The sequence below is a fragment of the Mycolicibacterium pyrenivorans genome (genome assembly GCF_025821625.1).
Classification (GTDB): domain Bacteria; phylum Actinomycetota; class Actinomycetes; order Mycobacteriales; family Mycobacteriaceae; genus Mycobacterium; species Mycobacterium pyrenivorans.
This window is the reverse complement of the sequence record NZ_JACKSH010000232.1, coordinates 1-13,151: the sequence shown is the minus strand read 5'-3', so window position 1 is coordinate 13,151 and position 13,151 is coordinate 1. Positions and strand designations below refer to the sequence as shown.

Sequence of the window (13,151 nt, the reverse complement as noted above, 5' to 3'; positions counted from 1 at the left end):
ATCAGCCCGCGGGGCAGCGGCCGGCCGGCGGGGCGAACGAGTCAAGCGCGACCGAGCGGTGGAACCGCACAAGCTTCTCGTACTCGATGCGGTTGCGGGCCAGCGGGATCAACAACACCTTGTCGGGAAGCGTGCGCCACGCGAGCTGCAGCAGCCGGCTGTAGAGCGCGAACTCGCGGTCGTGCCGGTCCTGCCAGTCGAACCCGGTCAGCTCCCGCACGCCGGGATGCATGATGCCGAACGAACACACCTTCACGATGCGTCCGGCCAGTGGGCGGAGCACCAGCCAGGACGGCGTCAGGGCGACCCGAACCGCGGGCGGGAGGACAAGTGTGGGGAGGGGCAACCGGGTCAGGTTCTCGGTGACGCCGCGCAGGAACGGGTTGGCCGCCAACTCGTCGCGCACCATCGTGTCGTAGTACTCGACGGCCGCGTCGTAGCTGACGGGAAGCTTGGCGCTCTTCCCGGGCAGTTCCAGCGCCCGGAAGGACTCCAGGAGTTGCTGGTAGGCGACTTCGCGTTCGTCCTCGGTCAGGACCGTGCCGGTGCACGGCGTGAAGGAGTTCAGCACAAGGAACAGTCCGCTGACCGCGATCCAGTTCCACAGCTTCGGGTCGAGCGCGCTGTAGCGCACGTCGGCGAATTCGCCTGTGCCCCGGCCCCGCACATCGCGGTGCAGTGTCTTGAGCCGGTCCCCCTCGGCGGCCCGGTCCGCGGGATCGCCCCAGATCGCCAGGAACGTGGAGAAGCCGCTCCGCACACCGCGATCGGCGAAGTTGGACGCGAAGCGTCCCGTCTTGTCGACCGCGGCGGCCACCGGTACCAGTGCGACCTCGTCGAAAGCCGCAGCCCCGAAGAACCCGCCGAGGACACTGCCGGAGTGCTTGCGGAACTCGTCGATGACCCTGGGCCGAACCGAGCGCGTCACGTGCTCCGGGGTGTCCCTGATGACCGCGACCATGATGCCTCCCGACATTGTCGTTGACACAAAGACTAGTGATCTGTGTCAACATGTCAATGGCTCGTGTCAGGCCCCCGCGCAGACGGCCGAATCACGGATCACGGTGCCGTAGACATTCGCGGTCGCGTCGTTCGCGTTGATCTGACCGGCGGGCAGGCGGCGCTTGATCTTGTCGCTGATCTGGGTGAACTGATACCAGAGCCGATAGAACGAATCGCCATGGAACAGAGGCGAATATTCGCTCTGGTCCGGATAGTTGATGATGAACAACGTGTGCGCGCGGGGGTCCAGGAACGCCGCCGACTGGTCGAGGTTGGCGGCGACGATGTCGCCTGCCTCGGTGACGCCCGGCGCCGACCAGACGTCGCGCTGGTCGGCGAGGAAGCGCTGAAATCCCCACACCTGGTTCATCAGCTCGTCGTATTGGGCGTTGAACCATTGGCAGGATTCGCGCTGCGCGGTGACCTGCTGCGGCGTGACGCGCACCTGCCAGAGGTTGTACGGGAACACGGTGAAGTTCGGGGACCAGTTCGACGGGTATGGGGTGAACACCGGCATCGTCGAGGTCGCGCCCTCGGGCTGGGCGCCGCTGACCGGTACGAGCGCGAGAAACGGCACCACCAGCGCCGCCATTGTCCACCGAATCCCTCGCCGCCGAAACATGGCTAGGAACCGCCGAATTCGGGACGAAGCACCGGCCCCAGCGCCGAGAGCGGGATGCGCGCCTGCACCGTGCCGCCGTCCATCGACCACTGCATGACGCCCGGCGTGAAGTCGGTCGGGCGGTCCCGGCCCACCGGGTAGTCCGGCATGTAGATGATCAGCTCGTCGGGCGTCAGCGCCCACGCCTTGTATGCGCCGGAGTAGACCTTGTCCGGAGTCCAGCGATCGATCACGAATGGGTACGTGCGCGGGTGGTGCGGCGGCGGTGCGACATCGAGTGCCCGCTCGACGAACGGATGTGCCAGCGGCGGGATCGCGGTCAGCGGATCCAGCCCGGGCTTCACCAGATCGGCCAGGTGCAGTCGTCGACCGTCGGCCATGTCGAAGGCGAAGGTGCGGTAGGCGTTGTTGAAGTCCGGTCCGTCGGCGTGGTAGGTCTCGCGGAAGACCAACGACAACACGTCGCCCCGGCGGAAGATCTGGTAGTTGCCCTCGGCGTAGCTGTCGGCGGCCATCTTCACGCCGGCGGTCTTCCAGTTGTTCATCAGCGTGCGCAGGTAGTCCTGGATGACCGGTCCGACCGCGGGATGGTCGACGAGATCACCCGGGACGGCGATCTTGATGTCGCGGACAGCCTGACGTTCGGACGGCACGGTGCTTCGGCAGTACTGGCCGTCCCATTGTCCGCCCAGCTCGCCGCAGAACGAGGGCGCCGATGCGGCAGCGGTGGGCGCGGTGGCGGCCGTAGTGGCGACGGCGGCGGCCATCGCCAGGTTCGAAATCAGTCGGCGCATGTCACACCTCTCCTTGGAGATCCTTACGGCAGCTCGACTTTACTTGCGCGCCAATGTCCGTCGACGTGCTCCATGGTCATCTTGATCCGGCTGCGGTCGATGCGCGGGTCGGGAACGTTGGTGTTGGAGACCGACTGATCGACGAACAACAGCACGACCACCTTGTCCTTGGTCGCGGACTGGACTGCCGACTCCAGAACGACGCCGTGGGCGGATGCCTTGTTGTCGATCAGCAATTGCCGCAGTTCCGTGCTGGACTGCGAGTACATGTCCTTGAACTCACCGGTCGCGCCGTCGAGCACCGCGTCGAAGTTCTCGTCGACCTTCGCCGAATCGATGCTCGTCAAGACCTCTGCGTAGCCTGCAGCCGACTGTCGGGCTTGTTCGCCGGCCTGCGCGACCTGATGCTCCTGCCACAGTTGCCAACCCAGGAACCCAGTCCCTGCGAGGAGCACCACGAACGCCGCGGCCACGGCACCTCGGAACACGGGCCGGCGCCAATTGCGTACGGCCGGTTCGTCATCGTCGGATCGGGTGTCGGAAGACTCCTCATCCGCCGCGGCTTCAGCTTCCGGGGCGACCTCGGCGGCAGCGTCGGATTCCTCGGCTACGTCTGCGACGTCAGGCTTTTCGCCGGCGTCGTGGTCTTTATCGGTGCTCACGGACATCATCATCTCCTAGCGGGCGTGCTCGGTCAGCGGGGCGGTTCGATGGGCAGTGTCGGGCCACCGTAGGGTGTCGGAATCGTGTAGCGCCCCTTCGGGGTTGGATCGGTCTGCCGGCCGAGGTCGGCACCCGGCGGCGGCCCGGCAGTGTCGTCACCCGCGGGCCGCGGCGCGTTCTTCGCCCCGCGGACCAGGACTCCGGGATGGTCGTCCCGGCAGTAGGTGTACATGAACGGTTCCGGGTAATCCGCCGCTGACGGCGGCCGCTTGGGAGTGCCGTAGTCGCAGGTGTAGCGCGGATAGATCTCCGCGGTTTCCCACAGCCCGCCGTCGTGCATCGCGGCGCCGAGCGCGTCGAGTACCGAGGTGCGGTGTGTCGGGAACAACGCATTCAACGCCGGGACGCGCAGATACAGCAGTCGGGAGGTTGTCGCCAGGTTGCCCAGCAATTGCACCATGGTGTCGGAGTTGTCGGTGAACAGGTTGTCGACCTTGGCCAACGTGCCTTGAGTCTGGTCTGTGAGTCGTCGATAGCCGTCCCGCATCCTGTTGATGCCGGCGAAGGTATCGGTGAGATTGTCTGAGGCGACGTCGATTCCGGCGTTCTTGTCAGCGACCGTCGTGAAGACCAACCGGCTGGTGCGCAGCAGCGAACTGGTCTCAGGTACGACCGAATCGAGGGTGGACAACAGGAACGTGCCCCCGTCGACGATGTCGGCGAGTTTCTGCGGTCCGGCTTCGCTGAGGCTCAGTTCTCTCCTGATGAGTTCGAGCTTGGCGGTGTCAGCCTGAGCCAGAGCCCCGTCGGCATCGGCCAACAGGGTGGCCAGGCTCACCGGAACGGTGGCCCTGCCCTGACCGATCACGGCACCGTCGGCCAGGAACGGGCCCGAATCGCCGTCCGGGACGAAATCGATGTACTGCTCACCGGCCGGTGACAACCCGGACACGCGGACATCGGAGGACTCCGGAATCTGCGCCGCCGACTCGACGTTCACCACCGCCTCGACGCCCGCCGGGGTGATGTCGAGGCGTTCGACCCGGCCGATCTGCACCCCCCGGAGCGTCACATCCTGATTGGGCAGCAGGCCCGCGGACTCCGGGAGTTCCACGGTCAGCCGATAGCTGGAGGCAAGCGGGTTCAGCCGCAGTGCCCCGAACATCAGGTAACCGGTCGCGACCACGAGCGTCACCACCAAGCCCAGCGCCGACAGCCAGGCGCGGCGGCGGTAGCCGAACCGGACCAGACCGACGATCCGGTCCGCGGCACCGGTGATCATCGTGGAGCCTCCGCGGGTAGGGCGGACGGCGGCGGTGGCGGCGGCGCTAGCTGGGGGGCCGGGATGATCGCTCCGGGTTCGGTCGGGCTGGGGATGACCGGGAGCTGCGGCACGCCCGGCCCCTTGCCGACGACCCGTTCCTGCAGCCGGAACAGCGTGTACTTCAACGTGCCGACCAGTTGATGCCAGTCGTGCCGTTTCGGCCCGTGCAGCCCGGAATCGCCGGCGTATCCGATGTCGGGGATGGATCCCAGTATCAGCCGATCGATGCTGGCGTCCAATGCAATCGCGTCGCTGGTCATGGTCTTGATGAACGGTGGCATCAGCCGGTTGAGCTTGTAGAGCGTCGCGTCCGGAGCCAGCGCGACATCATTCCACGCGCGCGCAATGGTATTGGCGTCGGCAATGATGCTGCGGCCGGTGGTGTCGGTGCCCGCGATCGACGGGAACTTGCGCATCTGGCCAGAGATATCGCCGAGCTGCTGGACGAGATCAGAGATCTGAGTGGTGTGGGCTGCCAGCGTGTCGGTGGCCGGACGTGCCTGCGCCATCACGTCACTGATCACCTGGTTCTTGGCGGCGATCTCGGAGGCCAGCCGTGAGGTCTCGGTCATCGCGGTCGAAATCTCTTCCGAGCGCGCGTTGAGCTTACCGAGCGTGTGGTTGGTCTTGCTGATCAAGGTGCCGAATGCTTGGCCCTGGTCACCGGTCGCCTTGCCCAGGCCGTTGATGACATTGGTGAAGTTGCGCACCGCACCGCCGTTGACCAGGATCGCCGCCGAACCCAACACCGATTCGACGGTTGCCGCGGCCGTCGTCGATTCCAGGCCGATGGCGTCACCGTCCTTGAGCAGGGGCGTACCCGGTTCAACCGTGTTCGGCGGTTTGATCGCCACGAACACATCGCCGAGCGGTGTGGCAGAACGCAATTCAGCCGTGCTGCCCTGCGGCAACTGCACCCCGTCCATGATCCGTAGCGTGGTCACCGCCGTGTAGTTGCGGGCCACCATCGACTCCATCTGGCCGACGTCGGCGCCGGCCAGCTTGACCTTCGCGTTCGCGGGCAGGTTCAGCGCGTTGGAGAACACGGCGGTCAGGTGATATCCGCCGGACCCCACACCGGGCGCCGGCAGCGGCAAGCTGGCCAAACCCTCGGTGGCGCAGCCGGCGACGGTGAGGCACACGGTCATCGACAGGACGGCAGCGAGCCGCCTGCGGATTCGGATGGTCGCCATCACTTCTGCCCCATCGCCGCAAGGCCGTCCAGCATGTAGGTCAACCCGAAATCCGGTCCGAAGTCCTGCAGAGTTCCTGTGCTGCAACCCAGTTGTCGCAGGCCCATCATGTTGCAGACCTCCTTGATCAACTGGTTGTCGAACAGGATCTTGTCGGTGACCACCTTCACCCGGAGGGCACCGTTCTTCTGGTCGGCGACGTTGTACAGATTGTCCAAGGTCATAGGTGCGACATCGAGGAACTCCATCAGATCGCGCTGGTGGTCGACGGCGGTGGTGTTCAAGACGATGTCGCCGTTGGCGACGAGAGCCTTGATGGATTCCCGATGCTTGTCCAGCACCTCGCCGGTATTGGTCAGCACCTCGTTGATCTTCTTACCGGTGGTGCCGCTGCCGAGGTCCTCGTCGGCGAGGATCTGGCTCAAGGCCCGCACAGACGTACCGAATTCGCGCACCATCTCGTCGTTGCGCGCCGCTGCGTCCGACAGCGAACTCACGTTGCGGACGATGACCGTCAGCTGATCCTTGGTCACGGTGCCGCGATCGGCACTGAGGCGCAATGCGTTCGACAGTTCGCCCAGCGCATCTTTCATCTGCTGGCCGTTCCCGTCGACGACGGCGGCGCCACCGTCGATCACGTCGGCGAGCGGGCCGTTGCCCTTCCCGTCACCGCGCAACGAAACCGCGAGCTTGTCGAGAACATCGAGGACCCGGGCGAATTCGACCGGTGTGCGGGTGCGATTCAACCCGATGGTGTCGTGGTTCTGCAGGGTGGGACCGTCCCGATACGGCGGTGTCAACTCGATCTGGCGGTCGGTGAGGATGGAGTTCGAGATGGTGGCGGCCTGGACATCCGCGGGAACCTTGACGTCCTTGTCGACGGTGAAGTCGACTTCGACGTAACCGCCCTTCGGGGTGATCTTGGTGACCTTGCCCACCGGCATCCCGAGGACGGCGACCACGTTGCCTTCGTATAAGCCTGCGGCACTGTCGAATTGGGCGGTCACCGTCATGACGTCGAGCCGCCCTTTGGCGAATCTCACCACCACGACGGCGGCCACCAGCGCCACGGCCAAGCCGATGGCGGCGACCGCGATGATTTTCGACCTGGTGCTCATTTGCAGTCCTGGTAGTACTCGATCAGGCCGAACTGCTTGGCACGACCGCTGATTGCGCACATCCAGGAGTCGACCAACAGGCCGCTGGACGCGTTGAAGTCGATCGCATTGCCGGTGCCGGTGATGTTGGTCAGGTTGCGCAGCGCGATCGGTCCGGACTGCAGGATGCTGCGCACCATGCCGTCGTTCTTGCCGAGCAAGGTGGACAGTTCCCGCAGATTGGTCAGCAGCTCCTCCAGCTCGGGGCGATCGTCGATGACGATGCTGCTCAACGTCTCCACGAGGTTGGTGAGCGCGTCCATCATGGCGTGGAATGTGGCTCGCCGTGCGACGAACTCGCCGAGCAACGAGTTGCCCTGATCCATCAGGCTGCCGATGGTGGCCTGCTGGCGGCGCAGTGTGGTGCTGACCAGATCGGTGGTCTCCAGCAATTCCCCCAACTGGTCCCGTCGCTGGGCGATGATCGTCGACAGCGTGTGAGTGTTCTCCAACGCCTGAGGGACCACCGGGGGCAGGGTTTCCAACTGCTTACCGAGAACGGCCAGCGTCTTCGCGAACTGATCTGAGTCGACCTGCTCGAACGTCGTGCTGACGTCGGACAGCGCTTCCTGCAGGTCGTAGGGCACCTCGGTGTGCGTCAGGCCGAACGTGTCGTCGGGCAACGAACCTGGGCCGTCCGGGTACAGCGCGAGGTACCGCGACCCGAGAATCGTCGTGATCTTGATCGACGCCCGGGAGTCCTCGCCCAGCGGGACGTCGTCGCGGACCTTGAGGCCGGCCTCGACGTAGTCGCCCACGAGCTTCATGCTCGACACCTCGCCCACCGGGATCCCGGCCACGGTGATCGGATTGCCCGGCTGCAGCGCCGCGGCCTGCAGGAATCGCGCCGTGTAGTGGCGGTACCCGAAGTCGGCGACCCTGACCAGAAGCAGTGCGCCCACAAGCACCACCACCACGACGACGGCGACGGCGCCCAACCAGGTCTTGCTGTAGTCCTCCAGCGGGCGCCTCCTGCGCCGGATCTCGGGTGTTCCCTCAGCCATTGGCCATGCTCCTGCACTTGGGGGTGTGGCGGGCTCTGTTGCCGGGAGTGGCGGCATCGACCACGATCGGGGTCACATCGTTGAGCCCCGGGAAGAAGGCGGTAGCGTCCAACTCGCACGCGTAGGCGTTGGCGTAGGTGCCTTCGCCCGTGATGCGCGCGAAGCCCTTCAACATCAGCGGCAGATTGGCGCCGACGAACGCCAACTGCGGTTCGATCCGGACCATGTGCTGGGCGAAACCCGGTTCGCGCCGGACGAGTTCGTTCAGCGACGGGTACACCTCGTCGGAGATCGTCGACAGTTGACGCACCACTTTCGCGATCGAGCCCATCGAATCCACCAGCTCGGGGCGCCGCGCGTCGAAGGTCGAAACCATCGACTGGGCTTGCCCGACGACGTGGTCGAGGTCGTCGTTGTGTCGAGCCAGGTTGGCCACCACGACGTTCAGGTCGGTGATCACCCCGCCGAGTTCCTCGTCGCGCCCGGCGAAAGCCTCGGTCAGTTGCGCGGTCTGGTCGATCAGGGCGGTGATCGACGCCTCGTCCCCCTGCAGTGATTGGATGACGCCCTTGGTGAGGTTGTCGGCGTGCCGAGGGTCGAGCACGCTGAAGAGCGGCTCATACCCGTTGAGCAACGTCCCCACGTCGAACGACGGATCGGACTGTTCGACCGGGATGACACTGCCGGGGGGAAGGGGATCCGGCTCCCCCATGGAGCCCAACGACAACCCGAGATACCGCTGGCCGACGATGTTCTGGTAGGTCACCGATGCCACCGTGGTGCCCAGCACCTGCTGGTCTGCCTGCACCGCGAACGACACCTTGGCCTGTTTACCTTGCAGTTCAATGCTTTCCACCCGGCCCACCCGCACACCGGCCATCCGCACGTCGTCGCCCTCGCGCAGCCCGAACACGTCGGTGAACATCGCCGCGTACGGCACGGTCGACCCGGCCACGTCCCGGCGCAGCGTGACGTAGACGAGCCAGGTCAGCGTCAGCGCCGCCACCATGAACAGCGACAGCCCGATCAGTGCGCCGCGAGACTTCATCGGGGCTCCTCTCCCGCAGCCGGTTCGGCCTGAGACACTGTGGTCCCGCGGGCCACCGGGCCGAGCAGCAGCTGGGTCGCGGTGGTGACCGGTTGGCCGGTGATGACGCTGAGCGTTGCCCGCTCGTGCGGGCTGCCGACTGGACCGACGTTCCCGCCGAACGTAGCTGGCGGAGCCGGCGATACAGCAGACGCGGGCGCCGCTTCGGCAGGCAGCAACGGTCCCGGTGCAGGCGCGGCAGGCGGCGGTCCCGGGGCCGGCCCGGCCGGCGGCCGGGGCGGATCACCGGGTTTGGGCGCCACCGGTGCGAGCGGAGACTGGTTCACCGGCGGCGGCGGTATCGGGACCAATGCGTCGTTCGCTGTTCCGGGCACCGGCGGCGCAGGCGACAACCACGGCGGCAGAGGCGGATTCGGGTCGGCCAGGCTCGGATTCGGGTTGACCAGCGGCGGGCCCACGGCGATCAGGTTGCCGTTCTCCCCGGGCACCGTGCCCTGCGGGGGAGCCAGATCCTTGGGCGGCTGATAGTTCTGCGGCAGCAGCACGTCGGGCAACTCGGGTCGGGTCACCACCAGTGGCGCGGTGTGGCAGCTCGGGCCCAGAAGTTCGCCGTACCGCGGGCAGTCGGCTCGGGTGTAGGTGTAGGTGGGTGTGAGCGACAGATTCATCCGCATGTTGCCGACATCGCGCTCGGGCCGCCACACCTCTGTGAAGAATTTGTCGGACAATCCGTTGATCTTGACGAACGCCGGCAACCAGTGACGCGAGGTGTCGGCCAGGTTCGCGATGACCGGGGTCAGCTCGGAGGTGATCGTGACCAGTCGGTCGGTGTGGTTGTTCAGCGCAATCTCGGTGGTCCCTGTGGTGTGCAGACCGCTGCTGACCAGCGCGTCGAGTTGAGCACGCTGCTGCACCAAGGTCTGCATCGGTTCGACCGCCATGTGCAGCGCGTCGAGCAACTCCGGTGCGGTCGCACGCAGTCCCCGGGTCGCGTCGATCATCGCCGACACCGTCGTCGGGCCCGGGTCGGTGGCCACGATCGCGTCGATCTCGTCGACGAGCCGGCTCAGGTGCGCGCCGCTGGCCAACAGCTCGCTACGGCGATCCTCGGTGGCCGCGTTGATCGCGGCCAGGATGCCCACCGTCTTGTCCTCACGGCCACGCCCGGTGGCGGCCAGGATGTCGCGCAACTTGCTGATCGTGGTCTGGAACAACACCGTGGGCAGCTCGGTGTCCTCCGGAATGTGCGCACCCGCACTGATTGCCGGCCCGCCGCTCACACCATTGGGCGGCCCGCCGCCGCGGTCCACGAGTTGCACCGACGACACCGCGAACACGTTGCTGGGCACCACACGCGCGGTGACGGTGGCCGGGATCGAGGCGGCGTACTCCGGGTTGAGATTGATGTGGACGAAGTTCGGGTTGCCGTGTGCGGCCGGGGTGACGCTGTCGACGGCGCCGACCAGGACGCCGTGGTACTTGACGTCGGACCGCTGCGGGAGCCCGTCGCCGACGTTGACAAGGTTCGCGACGACGCGGACGAACGGATCCAGCCGTCCCGTCGCCTTGACCAACAGTGTCGTCGTGATCAACACCGCCACAACGACAACCACGACCCCGCCGATGAGCAACTGCCGATCGGTGGGTCCGCGCCCGTCCAGGTCGAAGGAATTCGCCACCTATCCCCCAAACCTCGCCCCGGAGTCCACGTTCCACAGCGCCATGGTGAGCAGCATGTTGACGATGATCACCACGGTGATGCTGGCCCGCATGGCGTGTCCGGCGGCAACCCCAACACCCTCGGGACCACCGCTGGCGTAGAAGCCGTAGTAGCACTGGATCGTCGTGGCGATCCACACGAAGACGATCGCCTTGAGCAACGAGTACAGGATGTCTTGCCCCGACAGCATCAACGTGAAGTAGTGCAGATACGAGCCGGCGGTGCCGCCGCTGATGATCTGCACCACGACCTGGGTCGTCAGATAGCTGGCCGCCAGGCAGACGACATAGAGCGGGACGACCGCGACCACCGAGGCCATCAACCGGGTGGTGACCAGATACGGAATGGGTCGGATCGCCAGAGATTCCAGGGCGTCGATTTCTTCGGCGATCCGCATCGACCCGAGTTGCGCGGTGAACCGGCAGCCGGCCTGGGTGGCGAACGCCAACGACAACGCGATCGGGGCCAGCTCGCGGGTGTTCACCAATGACGAGATGATGCCCGTCGCAGGCCCCAGACCCAGCAGGTCGAGGAAGTTGTACCCCTCGATGCCGACGAGCGCACCGACGGTGATGCCGAGGACGATCGCCACCCCAGCGGTTCCGCCACCCACCACCAGCGAGCCGTTGCCCCACGCTATGTCCGACAGTAGCCTGACGAACTCGGCGCGATAGTGCCGTAGTGCCAACGGAATCGCGACGATGGCCCGGACGAAGAACACCATCATGTGGCCGAGCCGGCCGATCGGCGTCATCGCCTTCCGGTAAACGCGGACGACGGGTGCCAGCAGCGGCGGTACGTAAGTCGAGGCCGACATGTCAGAGCCCGACCCGCGGAAACAGCATGATGTAGAGCTGGCTGATCACGACGTTGACGATCATCAGGATCAGGATCGACTCGACGACGGCGGCGTTCACCGAGTTGGCGACGCCCGTCGGGCCGCCCTGGGTGGACATCCCCTTCTGACAGGACACCACAGCGACGATGGCCCCGAAGATCACCGCCTTCACCAGGGCGATGACCATGTCCCCGGTTGTCGCGAAGGACGCGAACGTGGCGACGAAGCTGCCGGGGGCGCCGTCCTGGAAGTACACGTTGAACAGGTAGCTGGCCAGGAATCCGACGAAGCACACCACGCCGGTGAGCAATACGCCGACCAGAATCGCGGCGGCGAAGCGCGGCACCACGAGGCGCCGGATCACCGAGACCCCCATCACCTCCATCGCGTCGGTCTCCTCGCGCATCTTGCGCGACCCGAGGTCGGCCGTGATCGCCGATCCGACGGCCGCGGCCATCAGGATCGCCGCGGTCAGCGACGCCGCCTGGCGGATGACCGCGAGTCCGCTCGCCGCACCGGCCAGCGACGTCGCACCGACCTGGCCGGCCAGCAGCGCGAACTGGATGGACAGGGTGACCCCGATCGGGAGGGCCACCAGGACGGTCGGCAGCACGGCCGTGCCGGCCATGAACGCACCCTGCCTGACGAACTCCTGCCACTGGAAACGCCCGGTGAACAGGTCGACGAAGAAGTACTGCATGGTCCGCACCCCGACCACGAACTGTTCGCCGACGGTCGACAGCGACGCCAGCGGATGACGCTTGACGTAGCCGCCGGCCCAGCCCGTGATCGCGTCGACACCGTCACCAGGTGCCCGACCGTCACGGACAGGCGCCCCGAGTCGGTCCGAATTACTGTTCACTTATTGCCTGCGGCTTCGATGCGGTACGAGATCTGTCCGCCCCCTGTTCATGCTGGATGCCGCCATATAACACCAGCTGCGATGCCATTGTCGAGCGCGGCTCGACCCCTATGGCGAGCTTCGTCCGCTCTGCAGGCAGTAAGTATGCCTGTTAACTTTCCGGGCCGGAACGGTTTCCCGTAATCTTCCGCCGAAGGTGCGGGCCCCGCCGCCCGGCGCGGCTGGCTGCGCGTGCACGGCCGGGTGCCGGGCCGGTTCTGAGCCGACGGACAGATACTTCTCTTCGCCTTTTTCCGGTGCCGTGTCGACTTCGCGTCTCGGCGATCGACGTGTGTGTGAGGGCCGCCCGAACGAGACTGGACAGGGCCCTTCCCACAAGAAGAAGGAGACAAGATCATGACCCGCTACATGCTGATCCTGCGGTCCACCCCCGAGGCCGAGAAGGCGATGGAGAACGTCGACTTCAACGACGTGATCGCCGCCATGGGCCGCTACAACGAGGAGCTCATCAAGGCCGGCGTGCTGCTGGCCGGTGAGGGCCTCGCCGGACCCGAGGACGGGTTCGTCGTCAACTTCGACAACGAGACCCCGGTGGTCACCGACGGTCCGTACACCGAGGCCAAGGAGCTGTTCAACGGCTTCTGGGTCCTGGGTGTGTCGTCGATCGAGGAAGCCAAGCAGTGGGCGCTGAAGTGCCCGCTGGGCACCGGAGCCCGCCTCGAGGTGCGCCGCATCACCGAGACCGAGGAGTTCCCGCAGGACAACGAATGGGTCCAGAAGGAACTGCAGTGGAAGAAGGAAGGCGCCTGGAAGTAGCCCTCCTTCACGCCGGAATTGCATTCCAGCCAATGTGACCTTGCGGTCGCCCGTTCCGGGGTGAAAATGGGCTGGTGGTCGCCTTGCGACGCCGTGTCTGCATGGTTC

13 protein-coding genes are annotated in these 13,151 nt (G+C 66.0%); 1 reads left to right on the top strand and 12 read right to left on the bottom strand.

The annotated features are described in order from the left end of the window. Position 1: 1 nt before the first annotated feature. The 12 genes from H7I57_RS24770 to H7I57_RS24715 form a co-directional block, all read right to left on the bottom strand. Entirely contained in the window at positions 2-961 is a 960-nt protein-coding gene (locus tag H7I57_RS24770) for an oxygenase MpaB family protein (RefSeq protein WP_264026758.1), read from the bottom strand. A 66-nt stretch (positions 962-1,027) separates the two neighbouring features. Next, a complete protein-coding gene (locus tag H7I57_RS24765) occupies positions 1,028-1,624 on the bottom strand; it encodes a hypothetical protein (protein WP_264026757.1) in 597 nt (198 codons plus the stop codon). Positions 1,625-1,626: 2 nt separating this feature from the next. Further along, the gene (locus tag H7I57_RS24760) at positions 1,627-2,418 is read right to left on the bottom strand and encodes a mannan-binding family protein (RefSeq protein ID WP_264026756.1); all 792 of its coding nucleotides are present in this window, start codon (positions 2,416-2,418) and stop codon (positions 1,627-1,629) included. Between the two features lie 23 nt (positions 2,419-2,441). Further along, positions 2,442-3,086, bottom strand: coding sequence for an Rv1363c family protein (locus H7I57_RS24755; protein WP_264026755.1), 645 nt, complete (start codon positions 3,084-3,086; stop codon positions 2,442-2,444). Between the two features lie 26 nt (positions 3,087-3,112). Beyond that, positions 3,113-4,363, bottom strand: a complete 1,251-nt coding sequence (locus tag H7I57_RS24750) for an MlaD family protein (RefSeq protein WP_264026754.1) — start codon at positions 4,361-4,363, stop codon at positions 3,113-3,115. After that, a complete protein-coding gene (locus H7I57_RS24745; protein ID WP_264026753.1) occupies positions 4,360-5,598 on the bottom strand; it encodes an MCE family protein in 1,239 nt (412 codons plus the stop codon). Before H7I57_RS24745 ends, H7I57_RS24750 begins: the two co-directional genes overlap by 4 nt. Beyond that, positions 5,598-6,716, bottom strand: a complete 1,119-nt coding sequence (locus H7I57_RS24740; protein ID WP_264026752.1) for an MCE family protein — start codon at positions 6,714-6,716, stop codon at positions 5,598-5,600. The genes H7I57_RS24745 and H7I57_RS24740 overlap by 1 nt, the downstream gene beginning before the upstream one ends. Beyond that, on the bottom strand, positions 6,713-7,759 hold the full coding sequence (locus tag H7I57_RS24735; protein WP_264026751.1) for an MlaD family protein: 1,047 nt from the start codon (positions 7,757-7,759) through the stop codon (positions 6,713-6,715). Before H7I57_RS24735 ends, H7I57_RS24740 begins: the two co-directional genes overlap by 4 nt. Continuing rightward, the gene (locus H7I57_RS24730; RefSeq protein ID WP_264026750.1) at positions 7,752-8,807 is read right to left on the bottom strand and encodes an MCE family protein; all 1,056 of its coding nucleotides are present in this window, start codon (positions 8,805-8,807) and stop codon (positions 7,752-7,754) included. The genes H7I57_RS24735 and H7I57_RS24730 overlap by 8 nt, the downstream gene beginning before the upstream one ends. Continuing rightward, positions 8,804-10,486, bottom strand: coding sequence for an MlaD family protein (locus H7I57_RS24725; RefSeq protein ID WP_264026749.1), 1,683 nt, complete (start codon positions 10,484-10,486; stop codon positions 8,804-8,806). Before H7I57_RS24725 ends, H7I57_RS24730 begins: the two co-directional genes overlap by 4 nt. Beyond that, a complete protein-coding gene (locus H7I57_RS24720) occupies positions 10,487-11,344 on the bottom strand; it encodes an MlaE family ABC transporter permease (protein WP_264026748.1) in 858 nt (285 codons plus the stop codon). It abuts the gene before it with no gap. A gap of 1 nt (position 11,345) precedes the next feature. Beyond that, positions 11,346-12,155, bottom strand: a complete 810-nt coding sequence (locus H7I57_RS24715) for an MlaE family ABC transporter permease (RefSeq protein ID WP_264026796.1) — start codon at positions 12,153-12,155, stop codon at positions 11,346-11,348. A 468-nt stretch (positions 12,156-12,623) separates the two neighbouring features. Here H7I57_RS24715 and H7I57_RS24710 point away from each other — a divergent pair, with 468 nt between their 5' ends. Further along, entirely contained in the window at positions 12,624-13,043 is a 420-nt protein-coding gene (locus H7I57_RS24710) for a YciI family protein (protein WP_264026747.1), read from the top strand. The last annotated feature ends 108 nt before the right edge of the window (positions 13,044-13,151 follow it).